Consider the following 24,254-nt stretch of genomic DNA (forward strand, 5'->3'; position numbering starts at 1 on the left):
CCTCGCGTTTCAGTGGGCGACGGCGGCGGCGCCGTGCTCGTCCACGAGCGCCCCGGTCGTGAAGCGGTCCAGGGAGAACGGGGCGACGTACGGGTGCGGCTCGCCGTGCGCGATGGTGTGCGCGTAGCACCAGCCGAGCCCCGGCGTGGACTTGAAACCGCCCGTCCCCCAACCGGAATTGACGTAGACGTTGTCATACGGGGTGCGCCCGACGATCGGGCTCGCGTCCGGGGTGACGTCGACGATCCCGGCCCAGCTGCGCAGCAGGTGCGCCCGGGCGAACACCGGGAACAGCTCCACCGCCGCGGCCATCTGCCGCTCGATGATGTGGAACGCCCCGCGCTGGCCGTACCCGTTGTAGGAGTCCACGCCCGCGCCCATCACCAGCTCGCCCTTGTGCGCCTGCGAGACGTACACGTGCACGGCGTTGGACATCACGATCGTCGGGTGCACCGGCTCCAGCAGCTCCGACACCAGCGCCTGCAACGGGTGCGACTGCAGCGGCGTCCGGACGCCGAGCTTGTCCAGCAGCACCGAGGTGTGACCAGCCGCGCACAGGGCGACGGTGCCGCAGGCGATGTCGCCGCGCGTGGTGCGCACCCGGGTCACCCGGTCCCCGTCGACGTCGAAGCCGGTGACCTCGCAGTCCTGGATCAGGTCGATCCCGGCCTCGTCGGCCCGCCGGGCGAAGCCCCACGCGACGTAGTCGTGCTTGGCGATCCCGGCCCGGGGCTGGTAGGTGGCGCCCTGCACCGGGTAGCGGATGTCGTCGGAGGTGTTGACGATCGGGCAGACCTGCTTGACCTCGTCCGGGGTCAGCCACTCCGCGTCGATGCCGTTGAGCTTGTTGGCCTCCACGCGGCGGATCGAGTCGCGGACGTCCTGCTCGGTGTGCGCCAGGTTCAGCACACCGCGCTGGGAGAACAGGATCGGGTACCCGAGGTCGTCCTCCAGCCCCTCCCACAGCTTCAGGGCGTGCTCGTAGATGGCCGCGGACTCGTCCCACAGGTAGTTGGACCGGATCAGCGTGGTGTTGCGGGCCATGTTGCCGCCCGCGAGCCACCCCTTCTCCAGCACGGCGACGTCGGTGATGCCGTGGTTCTTCGCCAGGTAGTGCGCGGTGGCCAGACCGTGCCCGCCACCGCCGACGATGACCACGTCGTAGGACTTCTTCGGCTCCGGGTTGCGCCACAGGAAGTCGGGGTGCTCGGGCAGGTCCGCACCGGGCGGTGTGGTTTTCGTGCTCATGCCTTCAGCTCCGGGTAGAGGGGACGGCTTTCGGCGAGGTCCGCGACCCGCTCGGCGAGGGCGTCGAGACCGATCTCCGGGGTTTCGGGGCGCAGCGCCAGCGCGATGATGTCCGCGACCTCGGTGAACTCCTCCTCGTCGAAGCCGCGGGCGGCCAGCGCCGGGGTGCCGATGCGCACCCCGGAGGACACCATCGGCGGGCGCGGGTCGAACGGGACGGCGTTGCGGTTGACCGTGATGCCGACCCGGTGCAGCCGGTCCTCGGCCTGCTTGCCGTCCATCTCGGAGTTGCGCAGGTCGACCAGCACCAGGTGGACGTCGGTGCCGCCGGAGACCACGCCGACGTTCGGCTCGACCAGCAGCCGGTCGGCGAGGATCCGCGCCCCGGCGAGGGTCCGCTCCTGCCGGTCGCGGAAGGCCTCCTCCCCGGCGAGCTTGAACGCCACCGCCTTGCCCGCGATCACGTGCTCCAGCGGCCCGCCCTGCAAGCCGGGGAAGACGCTGGAGTTGAGCTTCTTCGCCAGGTCGCCCTGCGCGAGGACGACCCCGCCGCGCGGGCCGCCGAGGGTCTTGTGCGTGGTCGAGGTGACCACGTGCGCGTGCGGGACCGGCGACGGGTGCAGCCCGGCGGCGACCAGCCCGGCGAAGTGCGCCATGTCCACCATCAGGTAGGCCCCGACCTCGTCTGCGATCCGCCGGAACTCCGCGAAGTCCAGGTGCCGCGGGTAGGCCGACCACCCCGCGATGATCAGCTTCGGGCGGCGTTCCTTCGCCAGCCGCTCGACCTCCTCCATGTCGACGAGGTGGTCGTCCTCGCGCACGTGGTAGGCGACGGCGTCGAAGTACTTGCCGGAGAAGGTCAGGCGCATGCCGTGCGTCAGGTGCCCGCCGTGCGCGAGGTCCAGCCCGAGGAAGGTGTCCCCCGGTTCCAGCAGGGCGGCCATGACCGCCGAGTTCGCTTGAGCGCCGGAGTGCGGCTGCACGTTGGCGTAGTCGGCCCCGAACAGCGCCTTGGCCCGGTCGATCGCCAACTGCTCGATCTCGTCGACGTTCTCGCAACCGCCGTAGTAGCGGCGCCCCGGGTACCCCTCGGCGTACTTGTTGGTCAGCACCGAGCCCTGCGCCTGCATCACGCTCAGCGGCGCGAAGTTCTCGCTCGCGATCATCTCCAGCGTGCCGCGCTGCCGGGCGATCTCCCGGGTGACGGCCGCGTGGACCTCCGGGTCCGCTTCCGCCAGCGGCAGCCCGAGCGCGCTCGGCGCCTGTTGACGATCAACCGTTACGGACATGCGGCCGTCCTCCTGTGCTGGTCGATTGATATATCAGTTGATGGCCACGCATGGGGCCGTTGTCTCGACGGTCAACGGCCCCTGCGGAGAACTTCCTTCGGCGGCGGGGGTTCAGTACCCCCGGGCGATCCACTCCTCCAGGTGCGGCGCCTCGGCACCGATGGTGGTCGAGCCGCCGTGTCCGGTGTGGACGGTCGTCTCACCGGGCAGCGCGAGCAGCGTCCGGCTGATCGACGCGATGATCGTGTCGAAGCTGGAGTAGGACCGGCCGGTGGCGCCGGGCCCGCCCTGGAACAGGGTGTCCCCGGTGAACACGACCCCCAGCTCGGGCGCGTGCAGGCAGGTCGAGCCCGGCGAGTGCCCCGGCGTCGGCAGGACCTCCAGCTCGATGCCTGCGACGGTGAGCGCCTGTCCCGCCCGCAGCTCCTCGTCCGGCTGGTGCTCCGGGTGGGTCAGCTTCCACAGCGGAGCCTCGTCCGGGTTGAGCAGGACGGGCGCCCCGAAGCGCTGGGCCAGCACGGGCGCCTGGTTGATGTGGTCGTCGTGGGCGTGGGTGCACACGATCGCCGTCACCCGGCGGTCGGCCACCTGCGCCGCGACCGCGTCGGCGTCGTGCGCGGGGTCGATGAGCAGGACCTCGCGGTCGTCCCCGACGATCCAGACGTTGTTGCCGACCTCCCAGGTCCCCCCGTCCAGGGAGAACGTGCCCGAGGTGACCAGGTGCTCGATCGGGCTCACAGGACCACCACCGAGCGCAGGACGTCGCCGCGGTGCATCTTGTCGAACGCGGCCTCCACGTCGCCCAGGGCGATCTCCTCGGTCACGAACTTCTCCAGCGGCAACCGGCCCTGCAGGTGCAGGTCGACCAGCGCCGGGAAGTCGCGGGAGGGCAGGCAGTCGCCGTACCAGGAGGACTTCAGCGCGCCACCGCGGCCGAAGTACTCGATCAGCGGCAGCTCCGGCGCCACCATGTCCGGCGTCGGCACGCCGACCAGCACGAGCGTCCCGGCCAGGTCGCGGGCCTCGAAGGCCTGCTTCCAGGTCTCCGGCCGCCCCACCGCGTCGATCACCACGTCGGCGCCGAACCCGCCGGTGCAGTTCCGGATCTCCGCGACGACGTCGGCCTCCCGGGCGTCGACGACGTGGGTGGCGCCGAACTCCCGGGCCTTGTCCAGCTTCCGCGGGTCGCGGTCCACCGCCACGATCGTGGTCGCCCCGGCGAGCAGGGCCCCGGCGATGGCGGCGTCGCCGACGCCGCCGCACCCGATCACCGCGACCGAGTCGCCCCGGCCCACTCCCCCGGTGTTGATCGCGGCGCCGATCCCGGCCATCACCCCGCAGCCGAGCAGCCCCGCCACCTGCGGCTCGACCCGCGGGTCGACCTTGGTGCACTGCCCGGCGGCCACCAGGGTCTTCTCCGCGAACGCGCCGATCCCCAGCGCCGGGCTCAGCTCCTGCCCCGTCGCGGCCAACGTCATCTTCTGCGTCGCGTTGTGGGTGTCGAAGCAGTACTGCGCCTTGCCCTTGCGGCAGGCCCGGCACTGGCCGCAGACCGCGCGCCAGTTCAGGACCACGTAGTCGCCCGGCGCGACGTCGACCACGCCGTCGCCGACCGACTCCACGACCCCGGCGGCCTCGTGGCCCAGCAGGAAGGGGTACTCGTCGTTGATCCCGCCCTCCCGGTAGTGCAGGTCCGTGTGGCAGACCCCGCAGGCCTGCACCCGCACCACGGCCTCACCGGGCCCCGGGTCCGGGATCACGATCGTCTCGACGGAGACGGGCTTGCCCTGCGCGGTCGAGACGACTCCGCGGACTTCTTGCGACATGCGGTGGTTCTCCTTCGTCTTGCTCGTCGACGGGAGGCTGGGAGGGAGGAGGCGGACCGGATCCGGCCCGCCGGGAGGTGCCGCGAATCCGGCACTGGTACCGGACTGGTACTGCGACATCCGCAGCTTGACATATCCGTGGTATATCAGTCCAGAGCGCAGTTGGCGCCGAGTTCCCGGTGCCGGATTCGCGGCGGTCTCAGTCGGAGATGGCGGCCGTCACCCAGTCCCGGAACTCACCGATGTGGTGCTCGCTCGGGACCAGCACGCCGCCCGCGGCGTAGGCGCGCGAGGACATCGCCGGTTGGCAGCGCTCGCACGCGTCGAAGTCCTGCTGGTTGACCCGGTGGAACAGCTCGACCGAGCGGGACAGGTCGACGCCGCTGTCGATGACCTCCTGGGTGTAGAGCCAGTCGCACTCCACGATCGTGCGGTCCACCGCCACCGGGTACATCCGGTGGAAGATCACGTGGTCGGGCACCAGGTTGATGAACACCTGCGGGTTGATGGTGATCGCGTAGTAGCGCCGGTCGTGGTCCTCGTCGACGCCGGACAGCGTCTCGAACCCGCCCTGGCCGTCCACGGTGAACCCGGTGATGTCCTCGCCGAACTCCGCGCCGTGGCCCACGAAGTACTGCGCCGCGTAGCCGTCGGCGAACTCGGGCAGCACCTCGGTCAGCTCGGGGTGGATGGTCGCGCAGTGGTAGCACTCCATGAAGTTCTCGACGATGAGCTTCCAGTTCGCCTTGACGTCGTAGGTGATCCGCTTGCCGACCACCAGGTCGTCGATCCCCCACCCGTCGATCGTGCCGGGGTCGCCGAGCCGGGCGGTGACCGCGCCCTGCACGGTGTCCTCGAAGGACGGCGGCTCGTCGGCCAGGCAGACCCACACCGTGCCGAGCCACTCGCGCAGGTGGACGCCGATGAGCCCGTACTCGTCGCGGTTGACGTCCTGCATCGAGTTCAGGTTCGGCGCCGCGACGAGCTTGCCGTCGAGGCCGTAGGTCCAGGCGTGGTACGGGCACTGCAGGGAGCGCCGGACCGAGCCGGACTCCTCCACGCACAGGCGTGCGCCGCGGTGGCGGCAGACGTTGAGGAAGGCGCGCAGCGCGCCGTCGCGGCCGCGCACGATCAGCACGCTCTCCCCGCCGACGTCGACGTTGCGGAAGTTGCCCGCCGTCGGCAGGTCGCTGCTGCGGGCCGCGGCGAACCAGTTCCGCTGGAAGATGCGGGACTTCTCGAGCTCGAAGACCGCTTCGTCGGTGTAGTGCGAACCCGGCAAGGTCGGGATCAGGCTGGCGGCGGGTTCCGGCTGCTGCTGGCTGTGAACTTCGACGGAACTCACGAACGGTCCTTTCCTGCGGAGCGGCGATGTGAGGTCGGCGCGGGCCCGGCGGGCACCGCGCTCGGGGCGGGTTGGGATCAGCGCAGGGCGGGCGCGGCCCCGGCCAGCTGGCGGCGCCACCGCCCGAACGGCCGGGGGCGGTCGATGGCGAGCACGGCTTCCGGGTTCCCGTCCGGGGCCCGGTAGACCGCGAGGAAGTCGAGCGCTTCGAGGCTGCCCTCGAGCACCTCGATCCGGGAACCGGCGGTGCGGTGACCGGCGAACTGGATCTTGTGGCCGTACTGGTCGGACCAGAAGTACGGCACCTCGTGGTGCGCTGGCGGCGCGTAGGTCTGGCCGAGCAGCGCCGACGCCGCGGCGACCGGCTGCTGCACGGCGTTGGTCCAGTGCTCCAGGCGCCGGGTGGTACCGAGGAAGGCCCGGTGGGAGTTGGCGCAGTCCCCGACCGCGAAGACACCGGGGACGTTGGTGGCGCCCTGCGCATCGGTGACCACGCCGTCGTCGAGGTCGATGCCCGAGCCCTGCAACCACTCCACGCACGGCTCGGCCCCGATGCCGACCACCACCACGTCGGCGGGCAGTTCGCGCCCGTCGGTCAGGCGGACGGCCGTCACCCGCTCGTCGCCGACGAGCTCGGCGAGCGCGACACCGGTGTGCAGCCGCACGCCCTTGGTGGCGTGCAGCCCGGCGCAGACCGCGCCCATCTCGGTGCCGAGGGGCTTCATCAGCGGCACCCGGGCGGTTTCGACGACGTCGACCTCGACGCCCAGACCCGCTGCGGTGGAGGCGATTTCGGACCCGATGAACCCGGCCCCGATCACCACCAGGCGAGCTCCGGCGACCAGCTCCGCGCGCAGCGCCACCGCGTCGTCGAACGTGCGGAGCGTGTGCACGCCCTCCGGCAGGCCGCCGGGCAGGCTCCGCGCCCGAGCACCCGTCGCCAGCACCACGCCGTCGGCCGCGATCCGCTCGCCGTCGTCGAGGACCACCGACCGGTCCCCGGTGTCCAGGGCGGTCGCGGTGCGCCCGAGGCGCCACTCCGCCTCCAGCGCGTCGTCCTCCGGCGTCGACAGCTTCAGGTCGTCCTCCGAGTAGGTCCCGGCCAGGAACTCCTTCGACAGCGGCGGGCGGTCGTAGGGGGCGTGGACCTCGTCGCCGACCACGACGATGCGCCCCTCGAAGCCCTGATCGCGCAGCGCGCGGGTGGCGGTCAGCCCCGCGAGGGAGGCCCCGACAACAGCAATCGTCCGCATCATCGGACCTCTTCCGCGAGCGCTCCGGCGACCTCGGCCCCGACCTCCACCGTCTCGAGCACGTAGACCTGCCCGTCGGTGACGACGACCTGGTGCGTGCGCACCGGTTTCCGGGCGGGCGGCCCGCTGGGCTTTCCGGTGCGCAGGTCGAAACATGCGGCGTGCAAGGGGCACTCGACCGCACAATCTTCGAGCCAACCGTCCGACAGCGAAGCATCTTGGTGGGTGCACGTGTCGTCGATCGCGTAGAAGGTGCCATCCACGTTGAACACCGCGATTGCCACGCTGCCCTGCACGCGTACAGACTCTCCGACCGGGATGTCGGCCACCGCGCCAACTAAGATCATCGTTGCTCCTGTTGCTGATTGCGGAACACGACGTGTGATTCGCAACAGAGCATCCGGCACGCGCCGTTTCCCGTCAATTGGCCAAACCGAGATCATCCGCCGCGAGTTCGGAGTTGCAGCATGCACAACAACGGCAAGGTCGCAGCCGCCGCCGAGCCCCGGACGCCCACCCAAGCCGTGGACCGGGCCCTGTCGATGCTCGTGCTGCTGGCCCAGCGCGGCCCGTCCGGGGTCACCGAGCTGGCCCGCGAGCTGGGCGTCCACAAGTCCACCGCCTCCCGGTTGATGACCGCGCTGGAGAAGTTCCGGTTCGTCGAGCAGACCGGGACCCGCGGGAAGTTCCAGCTCGGGTTCGGCATCGTCCGGCTCGCCGGGGCGACCACCGCGCAGCTGGACATCGCGCGGGAGAGCCACCCGATCTGCGCCCGCCTCGCGTCCGAACTGCGCGGAACGGTGAGCCTGAGCGTCCTCGAGAGCGGCGGCGCGACCGCGGTGGTGCAGGAGCCGAGCACCGAGCGCAACTGGATCGGCCTCCGCGTGCCGCTGCACGCGACGGCCAGCGGCAAGGTGCTGCTGGCCAGCTTCGGTTTCGAGGACCTCGAGGAGGTCCTTCGGCAGCCGCTGCCCCGGTTCACCGCAAACACCATCACCACGCGCGGCGCCCTGACGGCGGACCTGAACCGGGTCCGCGACCGCGGGTGGGCCGCGGCCAGCGGTGAGTTCGAGCGCGGCCTCCGCTCGGTCGCGGTCCCGGTGCGGGGACCGGGCGGGCGACTGGCCGGAGCGCTGAGCGCGTCGGCCGACGACGAACACCTCAAGACGGCCGATTTCCCCTACGTGGCAAGGATTCTCAGCCAAGCAGCCGAGGAGGTCCACGAGCGGCTGCGCCACCTCGCCGGGCCGCCGAACCCTTGACCGCCCGTGGTGCCACCGTTAGCGTGAACAGATATATCAGTCGTATGGATCAGGGGTGGTCATGCGTCAGCTCCTCGGTTCGGCCAGGTCGCGCACCCGGCAGGACGGGGCGGCCGGGTGAACGGGCCGCCCGTACCGCGCGGCGTGGGCGGCGAGCTGGCCATCGAGGACGCGCAGACGATCCGCCGCGCCACCACGGCGGCGACGCTGGGCAACATCGCCTCCTGGTACGACTTCGGGCTCTACTCCTACCTCGCCGCGGTCGCGCTGGACCAGGTGTTCTTCCCCGACGCCGGGGAGTGGGCGGCGGTGCTCACCCTGGGCACCTTCGCCGCCGCGTTCGCGGTGCGCCCGCTCGGCGGGGTGATCTTCGGCCCGCTGGGCGACCGGATCGGCCGCACCCGGGTCCTGGCCACCACCATCCTGCTGATGTCGATCGCGACCGCGCTGCTCGGGGTCGTCCCCGGCTACGGCGCGATCGGCATCGCGGCCCCGGTGCTCGTGCTGTTCATCCGCATGTTGCAGGGCTTCGCCGCGGGCGGCGAGTACACCGGGGCGCTGACCCTCATCGCCGAGTACGCGCCGGACCGGCGGCGCGGTTTCCTGGGCAGCTGGCTGGAGTTCGGCACGCTCGTCGGCTACACGCTCGGCGCCGGTGTGTCCGCCGTCCTCGTCGCGGTGCTGCCCGAGGAGGACCTGCTGGCCTGGGGGTGGCGACTGCCGTTCCTGCTCGCCCTCCCCCTCGGCGTGGTCGGGATCTACCTCCGGCTGCGCCTGGAGGAGACCCCCGCGTTCCGGCAGCTGATGGAGCGCTCCCCGGCGATGGCGACCATGGCGCTGCGGCGCGTGTTCCAGATCCTGCTGACCCGGTGCCGCTCGGCGGCGCTGGTCGCGGGCGGGCTGATCGTCGCCTGGAACACCACCAACTACGTGCTGACCAACTACGTGCCGACCTACCTGACGAGAACCCTGCCGGGCCACGGCCAGATCGGCGCCAGCGGCGCGCTGTCCGCCTCGCTCCAGGTGCTGGTCATGCTCGCGATGCTGTGCGCGATCGCGTTCGTCGGCAAGCTCAGCGACCGGATCGGCCGCAAGCCGATCCTGCTCACCGGCAGCATCTCGCTGATCGCGCTCGGGCTGCCCGCGGTGTGGCTGCTGCGCGCGGGGCTGCCCGGCCAGCTCCTCGGGCTGCTGATCATGGGGTTCGCGCTGCTGTGCTTCGCGGCGGTGACGCCGTCGACGCTGCCCGCGCTGTTCCCCACCTTCGTCCGCTACGGCAGCCTGTCCATCATCTTCAACGTGTTCGTCTCGGCGTTCGCGGGCACCGCGCCCACCATCATCGGGGTCGCGGTGACCACGACCGGCAACCTCGACTGGCCGGGCTACTACCTCATCGGAGCCGGAGCGGTCGGCCTCCTGAGCACGCTGCTGATCGGGGAACCGGCCGGGCGGGCGCTGAAGGGCGCGGCCCCGCTCACCTCGAGCGCCGACCTGCCCGCCCCACCGCTGTCCCCGGACGGCATCCCGATGGAGAACCCGCACCGGAGCTGATCCGCCGAGCACGGGGCGCACGAACAGGACCGGTTGCCCCGAACCGACGACGGACGCTGCCTGCTGACGTTCGAGCGGACCTACCCGCACCCGCCGGAAAAGGTGTGGCGGGCGATCTCCCGGGCGTTAGGGTGTCGCGGACCCGGCGTTGGGAGGAGCGACCGTGGACCGCGATGACGCGCAGCCGACACCCGAGGTGGACACCTCGTCGCCGAACGTGGCGCGGATGTACGACTACTACCTGGGCGGCGCGGCCAACTTCGCCGTCGACCGGGAGGCCGCCGAGAAGGCGCTGGCGATCACCCCGGAGATCGGCCGGTTCGCGCGGATGAACCGCTGGTTCCTCGGCCGGGTGGTGCGGTACCTGTGCGAGCGGGGCATCGACCAGTTCCTGGACCTGGGATCCGGGGTGCCGACCGTCGGCAACGTCCACGAGATCGCCCAGCAGCACGCCCCGGACGCCCGGGTCGCCTACGTCGACCACGAGCCCGTCGCCGTCGCGCACGCCCGCGCGCTGCTGGTCGACCAGCCGCACGTCAGCGTCACCCAGGCCGACATCCGCCACCCGGCCGAAGTCCTGTCCGCGCCGGGCGTTTCCGGGCTGCTGGACTTCTCCCGGCCGGTGGCGGTGCTGGCGGTGGCCATCCTGCACTTCGTGCCCGACTCCGACGACCCGGCCGGGATCCTGCGCACCTACCGCGAGGCCTGCGCGCCGGGCAGCTACCTGGCGCTGTCGCACGCGGCCACCATCACGATGACCGAGAGCGAGGCGCACCGCGGTCAGAACGTCTACCGCAGCACGACGACACCGCTGGTCCTGCGCGACCGCGCCGGGATCGCCGCGCTCCTCGACGGGTGCGAGCTGGTCGAACCCGGCCTCACCCCGATCAACCACTGGCCCGAGCCCACCGAGGAGGCCCCGGCCAACGGCTACGGGGCCGTCGGCAGGATGCGCTGATCAGCCGAAGTCGCGGCGGCGGAGGGCCAGCAGCCCGGTCCCGGCCAGCAGCGCCGAGAGCACGAGCATGATCAGCACCGGTGCGGGGTCGAAGGGGGCTCCGGCGACGGTGTTCGGGATGTGGTGGAAGGGCTCGAAGGGCGTTCCGCCCCAACGGCCGTACAGCGGACCGGCGGCGCGGCCGAGCACCGCCACCGCTGCCCAGACCGCCCACCCGATCGCCGCGGAAGCGCGGGGCACCGCTCCGTAGGCGAGCACGCAGATCGCGCCGACCAGCCAGACGGCTGGGAGGGTGCCCAGCGTTCCGGCGAGGACGCGCGGGACGTCGGTCGCGGGATCGCCGACGAGGAAGCCGAAGAACGCGCCGAACACCCCTCCGGCCGTCGCGAGCACAGCTGCGGTGCCGAGGCCCAGCACCACCAGATGCCCTGCGGCCCAACGGATTCGGGTCAGCGGCGTGGACTGCACGAGCTCCGCGCGGCCGGAGCGCTCCTCGGCCCGCATCCGCTGCACCACGAGCACCGGGTACAGCGCGATGGTGTGGGCGAAGATCAGGATCATGGCCCACAGCCCGAAGTCGACCAGACCGGCGCCGGGGCTGCCGCCGAAGGCGCGGAGCAGGTTGTCCGTCGTGACGCCGGGGGCTTGCGTCCACTGGTGCATCAACGTGCTGACCCCACCGGCTGCGGCGGCGAAACCTGCGACCGCGAAGACCCACTTGAGCAGCAGGTCGCGCTGGAGCCGCCACGCCAAGCTGATCGGGCCGCGCAGACCGGGCGCGGTCGCCGGACCTTTGCGCTCCGGGAACGCACCGGCGCCAAGGTCGCGGTGCTCGACCAGGCGGTAGGCGGTCGTCGTCAGCGCGGCGGCCACCGCGACCGGAATCACGAGCGCCCACCACCGGTTGTTCCAGTACGGCTCCACCGCGTGGATCCAGCCGAGCGGCGAGGCCCACTTCATCCAGTGCAGTTCGGACGCGTCACCGGCGTAGCGCAGGACGTAGGCGACTCCGAGCACGAGCAAGCTCAGCGCTCGCGCGGTGCGGGCCGTCCGGCTGAGCTGGGCGAGCACTGCGGCGATGGCGCCGAACAGCACTCCGGACGCGCTGACCGCCGCGCCGTAGGCAAGCGATCCGGCCGGGTCCAGCCCGATGCCGATCAGCGCGATCGCGGTGGCCGCGCCACCGACGAGGCTGATCCCGCTCGCCACCAGCAGTGCCGCCGTCAGCGGAGCACGGCGGCCGACCGCCCCCGCGCGCAGCAGCTCGATGCGCCCGGCGTCCTCGTCGGCGCGGGTGTGCCGGACGACCACCAGCACGGCGGCGAGCGCGCTGAACAGGTAGAGGAAACCGCCGCTGCGCCAGGCCGCGAGGTAGCCGAGGTCGGGGACGACGAATCCGCCGCCCAGCGCCCGGAAGAAGTTGTTGCGGTTGATCAGGTCTGCGTACTCGGCCATCCGCTCCGGGCTCGGCATGGCGCGCTCGATGTAGGAGACCAGCACCAGGGCCAGCGCGATGAGCAGCACGATCCACCACGGCGCGATGGTGCGCTCGCGCCGCAGCGCCAACCGCACCAGGCTCACCGTCCCGGCGCTCATCGCTGCCCGGCCGTCTCGTAGTGGCGCAGGAACAGCTGCTCCAAGGTCGGCGGTCGGCTGACCAGGCGGCGGACGCCGAGCGCGTCGAGCTGGCGCAGCGCCGGGCCGAGAGCCGCAGCGTCGACTTCGAAGCGCACCACGTCGCCGTCGGCCCGAAGGTCGTGCACCCCGGGAAGGTCGGTGAGCCCAGCGGGCGGTCCGGCGACCTCGGCCTCGACGGAGGTCCGGGCCAGGTGACTCAGTTCGGCCAGGCTTCCGGTGTCCACCGTGCGGCCGTCGCGGATGATGGTGACCCGGTCGCACAGGTCCTCAACCTCGGTCAGCACGTGGCTGGACAGCAGCACCGTCCGGGCGCCGCGCTCCTCGCGGACGAGATCGCGGAAGACCTGCTCCACCAACGGGTCCAGCCCCGAGGTGGGTTCGTCGAGGACCAGCAGCTCGGCGTCGGAGGCGAACGCGGCGATCAGCGCCACCTTCTGCCGGTTGCCCTTGGAGTAGGCGCGGGCCTTGGTCCGCGGGTCCAGGTCGAACCGCTCGATCAGCCCCTCCCGCCGCGCGCGGCTGGCGCTGCCGCGCGACCGGACGAGCAGGTCGATGATCTCGCCCCCGGAAAGTCCCGGCCACAGCGTCACATCGCCGGGCACGTAGGCCAGCCGCGAGTGCAGCCCGGTCGCGTCGCGCCACGGATCGCCGCCGAACAGCCGGGCGCTGCCCGCGTCCGCGCGCAGCAGGCCGAGCAGGATCCGGATCGCGGTGCTCTTCCCGGCACCGTTCGGGCCGAGGAACCCGTGCACCTCGCCAGCGGTCACGGTGAGGTCGAGCCCGTCCAGCGCGGTGGTGCGGCCGAAGGCCTTGACCAGTCCGCGGACCTCTATCGGAGCTGTCATCGGGAGCTCTCTCCGCCCTCGGGCAGGCGGGACCGGATCTCGGCCGCCTCCTCCGGGCTCAGGTAGGGGTGGGAGTAGACTTCGAGCAAGGTCCGGGCCAGCAGGTCGGCCCCTTCCGGGCTGAACACGTCGACACCGAGACCTCGCGAGACGTGCTCGTGGAGCACCGCGACGGACAACGCCATCGCCGCCCCCACCGTCGCCCTGGCCTGGCGCGGGACCTCGGGCGGATCGGCCCGCTTCTCGTCGGCCTCGGCCAGCCACTGGGCGCCCAGCTCGACCAGCTTGTCGAACAGCGGAGCGGCCCGGCCCTCGGTCAGAGCGCGCAGGACGTAGCTCCGGTAGGGCCCGAAGACGGCTCCGGCGACCGCCACGTAGTTGACGCCGCCGGGGGATTCGTCGGCCCTGACCTGGTCGTTGAGGTTGTTCAGCGCCTTGGCCAGGTGGGCGTCGCACGCCTCGCGCAGCGCCTCCTTGGAGCCGAAGTGGTGGCGCACCAGCCCGGACGAAACGCCTGCGGTCTCCGCGATCCCCCGGATCGTCGCGCGGTCGAACCCGTGCTCGCCGAAGTGCCGCAGCGCGGCATCCCGGATCCGGGCGCGAGCGGTGAGGTCTTCAGGGTCGGTCATGGCCACCTCCGACGCCGGACTGTACGCGCGTGTAGGTCACTGCACAAGCGTGTAGTCGGAGGGGTGGAGGTGCTCGGGGATCGGTGGTGGTGCTTCGCGGTCCTGGCTAGGAGGGGTGCGGGGTTGGGTTGGGTTCGAAGCGGTGGGTGGTTGCTTTGGGTGGTGTTGCAGTTTCAATCGAAATTGCCGTCGTTCTCGACGGAGCCGGCAGTGGCGAGGTGGGGCAATTTCAATCGAAACTGCAGTCGTCACCACCACGCCCTAGGAGGTGATACGGGGTTTCGGACGGCCGTGCGCACGGGCGGTCACGCGGTTGGGGTGAGCGTGGGCCACTGGATTCTGGGGGTGAGTGCTTCGATCGCTGCTGCGATGCGGAACACCTGTTGTTCTTCGTGGGGGTGGCCCACCACCTGGATTCCCGTGGGGACTCCGTTCTCGGCCTTGCCGCTGGGGACGGAGAGGACCGGGCAGCGGTTGGCGACGTTGAACGGGCTCGTCAGGTGGGCTTGCCAGTAGTGGTCGTGGTGTTGTCCGGCGATGTCGATGCCGTTGAGGTAGTCGCCTTCGGCGGAGAGGGCCGTGACCGCGTTGGTCGGGCAGATCAGGGCGTCCACTTCGGCCATCGCCGCGGCCAGTTCTCGTTGCATCGCCGCGTCGAGCGCCAGCGAGTCGAGCAGGCTGGTTCGCTCCGCCGCTCGGCGGGCGTCGGCGATGAAGCGCTGGGCGTACGGGGCGAGGGTCTCCACGCCGCCGGATTCCCGTTCCACGGCCGGGGCCAGGATGTGGCCGAAGTGGGCGAAGATCGTGCGCATCACCTGGTCGCCGGTCCACGGCAGGTCCAGCGGTACGACGACGGCACCTGCCCGCTCCAGGCGGGTTGCGACGTCCACTGTGGCCGCTTCGACCTCCGGTTCCACCGGGAAGTCGCCCAGCCGCAACGAAAGTCCGATCCGCGTGCCGCGCAGCGCGCCCACCGGGTCCTCGGGCAGCTCGATCGCTGCTCCCTGCGGGCCCCACGACGCGTGGTCGGCCGGGTGCTGGCCCGACATGACCGAGGCGAGCAGCGCGGTGTCCGCCACGGTGCGGGCCATCGGTCCGTCGCCGCGGTACCAGTCGGCGCTGAGCGGTGGGAGGCCCGGTATCCGGCCGTACGGCGCTTTGTAGCCGACGGTTCCGGTGAACGCCGCGGGCACGCGCGTCGAACCGGCGATGTCCGATGCCGTGGCCAGCGTCGTCATGCCCGCGGCCAGGGCTGCTCCAGCACCGCCGGAGGAACCTCCCGGCGTGGTGGCCAGGTTCCACGGGTTGCGGGTCACTCCCCACATCGGACTGTGCGTGACCGTGGCGCAGCTGAACTCCGGCGTGGTCGTGCGGGCGTGGATGATCCCGCCCGCTCGCCGGATGCGCTCGACCACCGGGTGGTCCTCCGCGGCCACCCGCCCGGCGTGCGCGGCCAGCCCCTGCTCGATCCGGCGTCCGGCGAGGTTGTGCTTCTCCTTCGTCGCCACCGGGATCCCGAGCAGCGGGGCCGTGGGTTCCTCGTCGCGGGCCGCGCGGAGGTACGCCGTCGCCGCGCGTTCCGCTTCCGCCCGCGCCTCGTCGAAGAAGGTCTCGGTGAACGCGTTGATGCCGGTTTCCCGGTCGCCGTTGACCCGGCCCGCCTGGTCCACGACGGCGTCCAGGAGTTCCACCGGGGACAGCTCCAGGCTGCGAAATGCCCGCAGCGCGGTGACGGCGTCGAGGTGGGCGAGCTCGCCGTGGGAACCGGTCACTGGCCAGCCTCCTCGTCGAGCCCGCCCTGCAGCAGCTCCCAGGTCGCTTCGGTGAGCGCGTCGACACCGACGGCCATCTGGTCGTCGGTGGTGAACTCGCGCTCGCAGTGGCTCACGCCGTCGATGGAGGGGATGAACAGCATCAGGGCCGGGACGATCCGGTTCATCGCCACCGAGTCGTGCCCGGCCATGGTGTTGATCCGGCGGATGCCCACCCCCAGGTCGGCGGCGACCTTCTCGGAGATCTCCAGGCCCTGCTCCGGGAAGCTCTGCACCGGCCGGACGTCGAAGTCGCGGACGTCGATGGTCAGGTCGTGCTCGCTCGCCACCGCCGCGATCCGCTCCAGCAGCAGCGCGCGGGCCTCCTGGACGATCTCCGGCGCGTTGGCCCGGATGTCGGCGACGAGGTGGACGCGGCGGGGCACCACGATCGGCGAGTTCGGTTCGAGGGTGAGGTGGCCGACCGAGGACACGATCGACTCCGGTTCGAACTCGGCGGTCACGTCGTGCACGAGCACCACGACCTTGGACGCGGCGACCAGCGCGTCGCGGCGGTCGGCCATCGCGGTCGCGCCGGTGTGCGACTGCTCCCCCAGCACCTCCACGTCGAGCTTCTGCGTGTACCAGCTGCGGTCCACCGCGCCGAGCGCGATGCCCTCCCGCTCCAGGACCGGGCCCTGCTCGATGTGGATCTCGGCGTAGGCGACCGGCGTCGGCCGCTCATCGGTGCCGCGGTAGCCGATGGCGTCCAGGGCTTCGGCGACGGTGACCCCGTCGGGGTCGGCGACCTGCAGCATCTCCTGCTCGTCCATCAGCCCGGCGAACACCGAGCTGCCCATGATCGACGGCGCGAACCGGCTGCCCTCCTCGTTGAACCAGTCGACCACCGCGAGGTTGTACTTCGGCGGCTCGCCCTGCGCCACCCGGGCGGCGAGCCGGTCCGCCGCGTGCAGGGCGGCGATCACGCCGTAGGCGCCGTCGAACCGGCCGCCGAGCGGCTGGCTGTCCAGGTGCGATCCGACCAGGACGTAGTCCGCGCCCGGCCGCCACTCCACCAGCGCGAACAGGTTGCCGATGGAGTCGGTCCGCACCGGCCAGCCGCGCTGCGCGGCGAAGGCGACGAACCAGTCCCGCATCTCCTTGTCCTCCGGGGTGGCCGCCTGGCGCTCCACGCCGCCAGCGGGCGTGGCGCCGATCGCGGCCACCTGGTGGAAGTCGGTCAGGAACGCTTCGGTGCTCACAGGGCAACCTCCCCATCGACGCGCCGCCGGGTCTCGGGGACCCGGGTGGCGATCAGCAGGACGAAGACGATCAACGCGCCAGCGGCCATGTACCAGCCGGGCGCCGAGTCCAACCCGGTGCTGCCGACCAGGTAGGTGCCGACGAACGGCGCAGTACCGCCGAACGCCGCATAAGCGACGTTGTAGCTCACCGCCGCAGAGGTGAACCGCGTGCGAGTCGTGAAGACCTCGACGAAGAACGTGTAGCACCCGCCGCCGTAGGTGACCAGGCACAGGACGAACAGCGACTGCCCGAGCAGCGCGAGACCGAGAGAACCGCTGGTGACCAGGCTGAACGACGGTACGGCCAGCACCGCGATGGCGAGCGAACCGGCCACCAGCATGGGCTTGCGGCCGACTCGGTCGCCGACCGCTCCTCCGACGGGCAGCAGCACCGCGTACAGCAGCATCGCCGCCGCGTTGGTCAGCAGCGACTCCTCCCGGCTCAGGCCGGACTCCTGCAGGTAGGACACGAAGTAGCCGCTGAGGAAGTAGAAGCCCAGCGCCGTCAGCCCCATCACCAGCACGACCTGCAGCATCCGGACCTTGTTCTCCCGGAACGCCTCCCGGACCGGCGAGTGCTCGCGGTGCTCGGCCTTGCGGAGCACCTGCTGGAACGCCGGGCTCTCCTCGGTCCGGCTGCGGATCCACAGCCCGATGAAGGCCATCGGCAGCGCCAGCAGGAACGGGATGCGCCAGCCGTAGGACAGGAACGCCTCGGGGCTCAGCGAGTGCGACAGCACGAAGAGCAGGGTCCCGCCGACCACGGAGGGCAGCGCTGTCGCCGAGATGGTGATGCACAGCCAGAACCCGCGCCGGTCCAGCGGGGCGTGCTCGAACACGAAAGCCGGGGCGCCCACCGACTCACCACCCGCGGAGAACCCCTGCGCGAGGCGGCACAGCACCAGGAGAGCGGGTGCTGCGGCGCCGATCGCGGCGTAGGTGGGCAGCAGGCCGATCAGCGTGGTCGCCGCGCCGATGGTGAGCAGGGTGATGTAGAGGACCTTGCGCCGACCGATGCGGTCGCCGAGCGCGCCGAAGAACAGGCCGCCGAGCGGGCGGACGAAGAAGGCGACGCCGAAGGTGGCGAACGTGGACAGCATGCTGGCCAGCTGGCTCTCCCCCGGGAAGAACAGCGCGGCGAGGGTGACCGCGGACAGGCCGTAGAGGGTGAAGTCGTAGAACTCGATGAACTGGCCGACGCTCCCACCGGCGAGGACGCGCTTCTGCACGCCCGTCGTTCTGGTGGGGGCCCGGTCGCGGGCGTGCGCGCTCGTCCTCATGGTGGCTGCTCCCAACAGGCGGTGGGGCGACGGACCGTCGCAGGTGTGACCATGCTGGGGAGCCGGACGTGATCTGTCCAACAGATTCGACCGGAACTGCGCCATCGGTTCAGTCGATGGAAACCACCGGGGCCACGCCGTAGACCCGCAGGCAGATCTCCTCGAAGGCGCGCGACTTGAGGGTGGGCCGGGTCCCGGCGGGCCGCACCAGCAGCACTTCGATCGGCGGCAGCTCCTCGACGACGGGCAGCGGCACCACCGGGCTGCCCGCGTATGTGAGGTCGTGCGGCAACCGCTGGTTGAGCACCGAGTACCCGTGCCCGCGGGCGACGAACGCCCGGACCGTCTCGTACCCGCTGGCGCGGTGGCGGATCCTCGGCACCGCGCCGAGGAGCTTGAACAGGCTGAGGTAGTACTCCCGGCTGTGCGGCAGGTCCAGCAGGATCAGCGGCTCGTCGGCCAGCGCGCGCAGGCTCACCGGCTGCTCCGGGGTGGCGGCCAGCGGGTGGTCCGGCGCGACGATGACGTGCGGCGGGATCCGCCGCAGCACCCGGCGCGGCAGCTCGCCGCCGAGCCCGAGGTCGTACATCAGCGCCAGCTCGCACTTGCCGTCGCGCAGCGCCCGGCGCAGGAACTCCTGGTCGCCCTCCAGGAACGACAGGTTGACGCCGGGGTGCTCGCGCTCGAACTCCTCGAAGATGAGCGAGGCCCGGAACGGCGCGAGCGGGCCGAACACCCCGACGGTCAGATCACCGGCCAGCGTCGGGCCCTCCTCGCGGACCAACCCCGGCAGCTGGTCGGCGTCCTCCAGCAGCAGCAGGCTGCGCTCGTGCAGGCGCCGACCGGCGGGGGTGAGCCGCAGCCCGCGGCGCGGGAGCCTGGTGAACAGCGGGGTGCCCATGACCTGCTCGAGCTGGGCGACCGCCGAGGACAGCGTGGACTGGGTGACGTTGAGCGCGGCGGCCGCGGCGGTCATGTTCTCCAGCTCGGCGACCGCGCAGAAGTACCGGAGCTGGACCAGGGTGTACGACCGCGTCATGCCCCGATGCTGCCATCCGACCCCGCCGCTGCCGAGAGCGTCCGCCGGGGGATCCGCGATCTCCATGGAAATCGACGACTCGATTTCCATGGAAATCGCGGTCGGTGGCCGCAGCCGCGAAGCGCGATCCGCACCGGTCGCCAGGTGTCGCGTGCGCCGCCTGACGCACAGCCCACCCTCGCAACCGGCACCGCCGCGGTTCGCGGTGCCCCCTTCCGGCGAGGACGGCCCGTCTGCCGTGCCACTCCCCGCTGCGCCGCGAATCCCGAGGCGCACCAACGAATCCCTGGTGCGGTGAAGCCGTCCGCCCACCCGGGCGGACGGCTTCACCAGCGGATCACGCGTCGACGCGCTGCTCCGGCGTCTTCCGGGTCGCGTGCAGACTGCGCCGGAAGGTCTCCGGTGCGGCGAACATCGAGGCAGCTGCGATCAGCGCCCCGGCCGCGACCAGCGCCGCCACGCTCCACGACGCCCCGTCGGACCACAGGATCAGCGAAGTCGCCAGCAGCGGCGTGAATCCGCCCAGCAGCACGCTGCCGATCTGGTAGCCGATGGACAGCCCGCTGTAGCGCACGTGCGGCTCGAACAGCTCGGTGTAGAACGCCGCGATGGGCGCGAACACCGCCCCGTGCGGCACCGCGAGCGCGATGGCCAGGGCCAGCGCGATGAGCGCCGGAGACCTGGTGTCCACCAGCCAGAAGAAGGGCCAGGCGTAGGCCGCCATGAACAGCGCACCGCCGATGAACACCGGTCGGCGACCGACGCGGTCCGACAGCGAACCCCACAGCGGCAGCGCGACGATGTTCAGCGCGGCCGCCAGCATCACCCCGGTCAGCCCGGCCTGGCGCGGCAGGTCCAGCTGCTGGGTGAGGTAGGTGAGGATGAAGACGGTGAACACGTAGTAGTTCCCGCCCTCGGCGAAGCGGACCCCGATCGCGATCAGGATCTGCTTCGGATGGGTGCGCAGCACCTCGACCAGCGGGCGGCGCGACGGCCCGCCGGACTCCACCGCGGCCGCGAAGGACTCCGACTCGGTGATCCGGAACCGGATGTACAGCCCGACCAGCGCCAGCAGGATGCTCACCAGGAACGGGATCCGCCAGCCCCAGCTGAGCAGCTGCGGCTCGGGCAGCAGCGAGACGAGGCTGAACACCCCGGTGCCCAGCAGCAGTCCGGCCGACACGCCGGTCTGCGGCCAGGCCCCGTAGTGGCCGCGCTTGCCGTCGGGCGCGTGCTCGACGGCCATCAGCACCGCACCGCCCCACTCCCCGCCGACCGCGAAGCCCTGCACCAACCGCAGCAGCACCAGCAGCGCGGGCGCGGCGATGCCGATCTGCTGGTAGGTGGGCAGCAGCCCGATGAGCGTGGTGGCCCCGCCCATCAGCGTCAGGGTCATCACGAGCGTCGCCTTGCGACCGATCCGGTCGCCGTAGTGCCCGGCCACGAAACCACCGACCGGGCGGGCGATGAACCCGGCCGCGAAGGTCCCGAACGCCGCCAACGTGCCCGCCGCCGCGCTGATGTTGCTGAAGAACAGCTGGTTGAAGATCAGCGCCGCGGCGGTGCCGTAGATGGTGAAGTCGTACCACTCGATGACGCTGCCGATGGTGCTGGACGTCAGCGTTCTCGACGCCGACGAGGCCCCGGCACGCGTCGTTGCGTTGGAGGACATGGCGGTGCGCCTTTCGGTGCGGCTGGTCAGGATCGGGCGAACGCGTCGGGTGCCCAGGGCAGCTGCGCCCCGCCGAACTTGGCGGCCCGGACGTCACCGGAGCGGGCGTGCCCCTCGAACAGCTCCACGCGCGCCGCGCGGCCGCACACCTCGCCGAGCTCCGCGCTGGACGCCGGGTCGGTGACCTCCTGGTACGTCACGGTCTTGAGGTACTTGCCGACCCAGAGCCCGCCGGTGTAGCGGGCCGCGCCCCGGGTGGGAAGCACGTGGTTGGTGCCGATGACCTTGTCCCCGTAGGACACGCAGGTGCCCTCACCGAGGAACAGCGCGCCGTAGTTGCGCATCTTCACCAGCGCCTCGCGAGGCTGCGCGGTGAGGATCTGGACGTGCTCGCTGGCGTAGGTGTCGGCGAGCTCGTAGGCCGCGTCGAGGTTCTCCACGACGTGCACCTCGCCGTGGTCGCGCCAGGCGGGTTCGGCGTTGTCGCGGGTGGGCATCTCCGGCAGCAGCCGGTCGACGTGCTCGATGACCGAGCGACCGAGCTCCTCCGAGGTGGTGATCAGCACCGCCGGCGAGTCCGGGCCGTGCTCGGCCTGGCTCAGCAGGTCCACCGCCACCACGAACGGGTCGGCGGTCTGGTCGGCCACCACCAGCACCTCGGTGGGACCGGCGAACAGGTCGATGCCGATCTCGCCGTACAGCTGGCGCTTGGCCTCCGCGACGAAGGCGTTGCCCGGACCGGCCAGCATGTCCACCGGCGCGATGGTCTCGGTGCCCAGCGCCATGCTCACCACCGCCTGCACGCCGCCGAGCAGGTAGATCTCGTCGGCACCGGCCAGGTGCATGGCCGCCACGGTGGCGTCCGGGACCTCGCCGCGGATCGGCGGCGTGCAGGCCACCACCCGCGGCACCCCGGCGGTCTTGGCGGTCAGGATCGTCATGTGCGCCGAGGCCAGCAGCGGGTACCGCCCGCCGGGCACGTACGCGCCCGCGGCCGAGACCGGGATGTGCTTCTGCCCCAGGTGGACACCGGGCATGGTCTCCACCTCGAACTCCTGCATCGACGCCAGCTGCCGCTCGGCGAAGCCGCGGACCTGCCGCTGGACGAACTCGATGTCCTCGATGACCTGCTGCGGCACGCGGGCGACGATCTCCTCGATCTGCTCGGCCGAGAGCCGGAACGACTCGGGCTGCCAGCCGTCGAACTTCCCCGAGTACTCGCGCACGGCCCGGTCACCGCGGGTGCGGATGTCGGCGATGATCGCCGCGACCTTCTCCTGCACGTCGGGCAGCGAGGTCGTGGTGGCCGCCGAGGTGGTGGCCGGAGCCTTGAGGGCGAGAGCCATGACGTGATCCCTTTCGATGTTTACGTACACATCGCACCGTAGACCGCTAGCATGTTTACGTAAACCCGCAGTTCGAACTCCCTCGATCCAGACCTCGGAGGTGCTCGGTGGTCACCAGCCGGGACGTGGCGCAGCTGGCCGGTGTTTCGCAGATGACGGTGTCCCGCGTCCTGCAGGGCAGCGACAAGGTCGCCGCGGCGACCCGGCAGCGCGTGCTGGCCGCGATGGAGGAGGCCGGATACCGGCCGCACGCCGCGGCGCGGACCATGCGGACCCGGCGCACCTCGACCGTCGGCGTCGTGGTCGCCGACATCACCAACCCCTTCTACCCGCAGCTGCTGGAGGCGGTCGGCCGGGCGCTGGACGAGGCGGGGCAGCGCATGGTGCTCTGGAACGCCCCCGATCCCGGCGACTCCAGCGCCCTGCTCGCGCTCGACGAGGGCACCGTGGACGGGCTGATCTTCACCACCGTCACCGAGGGGTCCGAGCGGCTCGCCGACTCGCTCCGGCGGGGCGATCCGATCGTCCTGCTGCACCGGGGGCTGGACTCGCTGGAGTGCGACCAGGTCACCACCGACAACCTCGCGGGCGGCCGGGCAGTGGCCGACTACCTGGTCGCCACCGGGCACACCCGGATCGGCTTCCTGCAGGGTCCCGAGCTGACCAGCACCGCCCGGCACCGCGAGCGCGGGTTCCGCGAGCGCCTGGCCGAGCTCGGCCGACCGCTGGCCGCGGAGCTCACCGCCCAGGGCGGGTTCGCCCACGACCTCGCCCGCTCGGCGATGCGCGAGCTCCTCACCCGCGACGACCCGCCCACGGCGGTCTTCTGCGCCAACGACCTGACCGCGCTCGGCGCGGTCGACGGCGCGGTGTCCCTGGGGCGGCGCGTCCCCGAAGACGTGTGGGTGGTCGGGTACGACGACATCGCGATGACCGCGTGGGACTCCTACGACATCACCACGGTCCGCCAACCGATCGCGGAGATGGCCCGCGCGGCCGTGCACCTGCTGCTGGAACGCGTCGAGGACCGCTCCCTGTCACCGCGGAAGAAGCTGTTCCCCAGCGAACTCGTCATCCGCAGCTCCACCGCGCACACCGCACCGTCATGACGCGGCCCGCGGGGCGTCGCGCCAGGTTTCGCGGAGGTGCCGGTGGAACTCGGTCAGCGCCGTGGTGGCGTGCGCGTCGCGGTGGCGGACGAACACCGTCGTCGCCGTCGCTTCGGCGGGCGACGGCCGGTGCAGGCGGAGCCGGGGGCGCAACGCGGACCGCTCGACGAGCTCCCGGGGCAGCATCGTGATTCCGAGCCCGGCGGCGACGCACCCGAGGATGCCTTCGACGCTGCCGTAGTCGAGGACCTTCGGTTCCGCGCCTAGCGCCCGGACGACCGCTTCCAGACCGCGCCGGTAGGAGCACCCCGCGCGGAACACGAGCAGGCGGGCACCGTTCGGGCCGCGCAGCGCGTCGTCGAGGTCGCGGTGCCGCGAGGCGGTGACGACCGCCAGCTCCTCGGTGCCGATCTCCTCCTCGTGCAGGTCGCGGTCGTCGACCGGGCCGGCGACGAGCGCTCCGTCCAGGGCGTGGTCCTTGACCAGCGCCACCAGCGAGTCGGTGGGCCCGGTCAGCACCGACAGGTCCACCTCCGGCCAGGCCGCGGTGTAGGACTCCAGCACGGGTGGCAGCCGGAGCCCCGCCGTGGTCTCCATCGCTCCGATCCGCAGCGGGCCGCGCGGAGTCTCGTCCCGCACGATGCGGCTGGCCTCGTCGGCCAGCGCGGTGATCCGCCGGGCGTAGCCGAGGAGCTGCTCCCCCGCCGCGGTCAGGGCGACACCTCGGGCGTGCCTGCGGAGCAGGGGCGCGCCGAGTTCCCGCTCCAGTCCGGCGATTCGCGCGCTGATGCTGGACTGCACGGTGTGCAGTTCCGCCGCCGCGCGCGTGATCCCGCCGGTGCGCGCCACGGCGACGAAGATCCGCAGGTCCGACAACTCCACGCTTGCACCCCTGACCTCTGGGAGTTC

Annotated in this window: 21 protein-coding genes; 4 read left to right on the forward strand and 17 right to left on the reverse strand. The window is 71.6% G+C overall.

Annotated features, from left to right (window positions below; all coding sequences use genetic code 11):
• Positions 1–9: 9 nt before the first annotated feature.
• The 7 genes from F1721_RS09205 to F1721_RS09235 form a co-directional block, all read right to left on the reverse strand.
• Positions 10–1,248 (reverse strand): sarcosine oxidase subunit beta family protein, encoded by a 1,239-nt coding sequence (locus F1721_RS09205; RefSeq protein ID WP_150066177.1) that lies wholly within the window; start codon positions 1,246–1,248, stop codon positions 10–12.
• Positions 1,245–2,537 (reverse strand): serine hydroxymethyltransferase, encoded by a 1,293-nt coding sequence (locus tag F1721_RS09210; protein WP_150066178.1) that lies wholly within the window; start codon positions 2,535–2,537, stop codon positions 1,245–1,247. The genes F1721_RS09205 and F1721_RS09210 overlap by 4 nt, the downstream gene beginning before the upstream one ends.
• Positions 2,538–2,648: 111 nt before the next feature.
• Positions 2,649–3,275, reverse strand: coding sequence for an MBL fold metallo-hydrolase (locus tag F1721_RS09215; RefSeq protein ID WP_150066179.1), 627 nt, complete (start codon positions 3,273–3,275; stop codon positions 2,649–2,651).
• Entirely contained in the window at positions 3,272–4,363 is a 1,092-nt protein-coding gene (locus tag F1721_RS09220; RefSeq protein ID WP_150066180.1) for an S-(hydroxymethyl)mycothiol dehydrogenase, read from the reverse strand. Before F1721_RS09220 ends, F1721_RS09215 begins: the two co-directional genes overlap by 4 nt.
• Positions 4,364–4,562: 199 nt before the next feature.
• The gene (locus F1721_RS09225; protein ID WP_150066181.1) at positions 4,563–5,708 is read right to left on the reverse strand and encodes an aromatic ring-hydroxylating oxygenase subunit alpha; all 1,146 of its coding nucleotides are present in this window, start codon (positions 5,706–5,708) and stop codon (positions 4,563–4,565) included.
• 77 nt (positions 5,709–5,785) lie between these two features.
• Entirely contained in the window at positions 5,786–6,961 is a 1,176-nt protein-coding gene (locus F1721_RS09230; RefSeq protein WP_150066466.1) for an NAD(P)/FAD-dependent oxidoreductase, read from the reverse strand.
• The gene (locus tag F1721_RS09235) at positions 6,961–7,308 is read right to left on the reverse strand and encodes a bifunctional 3-phenylpropionate/cinnamic acid dioxygenase ferredoxin subunit (protein ID WP_150066182.1); all 348 of its coding nucleotides are present in this window, start codon (positions 7,306–7,308) and stop codon (positions 6,961–6,963) included. Before F1721_RS09235 ends, F1721_RS09230 begins: the two co-directional genes overlap by 1 nt.
• A gap of 120 nt (positions 7,309–7,428) precedes the next feature.
• Here F1721_RS09235 and F1721_RS09240 point away from each other — a divergent pair, with 120 nt between their 5' ends.
• The 3 genes from F1721_RS09240 to F1721_RS09250 all read left to right on the forward strand — a co-directional run bounded on the left by F1721_RS09240 (position 7,429) and on the right by F1721_RS09250 (position 10,732).
• A complete protein-coding gene (locus tag F1721_RS09240) occupies positions 7,429–8,223 on the forward strand; it encodes an IclR family transcriptional regulator (protein WP_150066183.1) in 795 nt (264 codons plus the stop codon).
• Positions 8,224–8,340: 117 nt separating this feature from the next.
• Positions 8,341–9,774 carry an MFS transporter gene (locus tag F1721_RS09245; protein ID WP_150066184.1) on the forward strand — a complete coding sequence of 478 codons (1,434 nt, stop codon included), beginning with the start codon at positions 8,341–8,343 and terminating at the stop codon, positions 9,772–9,774.
• 163 nt (positions 9,775–9,937) lie between these two features.
• Complete coding sequence (locus tag F1721_RS09250) at positions 9,938–10,732, forward strand: SAM-dependent methyltransferase (protein ID WP_246154575.1); 795 nt, start codon at positions 9,938–9,940, stop codon at positions 10,730–10,732.
• On the opposite strand, the gene F1721_RS09255 is transcribed toward F1721_RS09250, so the two are convergent.
• From F1721_RS09255 to hisD, 9 genes are all read right to left on the reverse strand, one after another.
• Entirely contained in the window at positions 10,733–12,328 is a 1,596-nt protein-coding gene (locus tag F1721_RS09255) for an ABC transporter permease (RefSeq protein ID WP_150066185.1), read from the reverse strand.
• The gene (locus F1721_RS09260) at positions 12,325–13,215 is read right to left on the reverse strand and encodes an ABC transporter ATP-binding protein (RefSeq protein ID WP_150066186.1); all 891 of its coding nucleotides are present in this window, start codon (positions 13,213–13,215) and stop codon (positions 12,325–12,327) included. The genes F1721_RS09255 and F1721_RS09260 overlap by 4 nt, the downstream gene beginning before the upstream one ends.
• Positions 13,212–13,844, reverse strand: a complete 633-nt coding sequence (locus tag F1721_RS35305; RefSeq protein ID WP_150066187.1) for a TetR/AcrR family transcriptional regulator — start codon at positions 13,842–13,844, stop codon at positions 13,212–13,214. The genes F1721_RS09260 and F1721_RS35305 overlap by 4 nt, the downstream gene beginning before the upstream one ends.
• A 305-nt stretch (positions 13,845–14,149) precedes the next feature.
• Entirely contained in the window at positions 14,150–15,616 is a 1,467-nt protein-coding gene (locus F1721_RS09270) for an amidase (RefSeq protein WP_150066188.1), read from the reverse strand.
• Positions 15,613–16,857 carry a M20 family metallo-hydrolase gene (locus F1721_RS09275; protein ID WP_150066189.1) on the reverse strand — a complete coding sequence of 415 codons (1,245 nt, stop codon included), beginning with the start codon at positions 16,855–16,857 and terminating at the stop codon, positions 15,613–15,615. Before F1721_RS09275 ends, F1721_RS09270 begins: the two co-directional genes overlap by 4 nt.
• Positions 16,854–18,179 (reverse strand): MFS transporter, encoded by a 1,326-nt coding sequence (locus F1721_RS09280; RefSeq protein ID WP_150066190.1) that lies wholly within the window; start codon positions 18,177–18,179, stop codon positions 16,854–16,856. The genes F1721_RS09275 and F1721_RS09280 overlap by 4 nt, the downstream gene beginning before the upstream one ends.
• Before the next feature lie 109 nt (positions 18,180–18,288).
• Positions 18,289–19,218, reverse strand: a complete 930-nt coding sequence (locus F1721_RS09285; protein WP_150066191.1) for a LysR family transcriptional regulator — start codon at positions 19,216–19,218, stop codon at positions 18,289–18,291.
• A 337-nt stretch (positions 19,219–19,555) separates the two neighbouring features.
• Complete coding sequence (locus F1721_RS09290) at positions 19,556–20,890, reverse strand: MFS transporter (RefSeq protein WP_150066192.1); 1,335 nt, start codon at positions 20,888–20,890, stop codon at positions 19,556–19,558.
• A gap of 26 nt (positions 20,891–20,916) precedes the next feature.
• The gene (gene hisD / locus F1721_RS09295; protein WP_150066193.1) at positions 20,917–22,236 is read right to left on the reverse strand and encodes a histidinol dehydrogenase; all 1,320 of its coding nucleotides are present in this window, start codon (positions 22,234–22,236) and stop codon (positions 20,917–20,919) included.
• A gap of 107 nt (positions 22,237–22,343) precedes the next feature.
• Between hisD and F1721_RS09300 the strand changes: the two genes are divergently transcribed.
• Positions 22,344–23,345, forward strand: coding sequence for a LacI family DNA-binding transcriptional regulator (locus F1721_RS09300; RefSeq protein ID WP_150066194.1), 1,002 nt, complete (start codon positions 22,344–22,346; stop codon positions 23,343–23,345).
• On the opposite strand, the gene F1721_RS09305 is transcribed toward F1721_RS09300, so the two are convergent.
• Positions 23,340–24,227: a LysR substrate-binding domain-containing protein gene (locus F1721_RS09305; protein WP_150066195.1), complete on the reverse strand. Its 888-nt coding sequence runs from the start codon at positions 24,225–24,227 to the stop codon at positions 23,340–23,342. The genes F1721_RS09300 and F1721_RS09305 overlap by 6 nt on opposite strands.
• Positions 24,228–24,254: the final 27 nt, after the last annotated feature.

It is taken from the genome of Saccharopolyspora hirsuta, from assembly GCF_008630535.1.
In the GTDB taxonomy this organism is placed as follows: Bacteria; Actinomycetota; Actinomycetes; order Mycobacteriales; family Pseudonocardiaceae; genus Saccharopolyspora; species Saccharopolyspora hirsuta.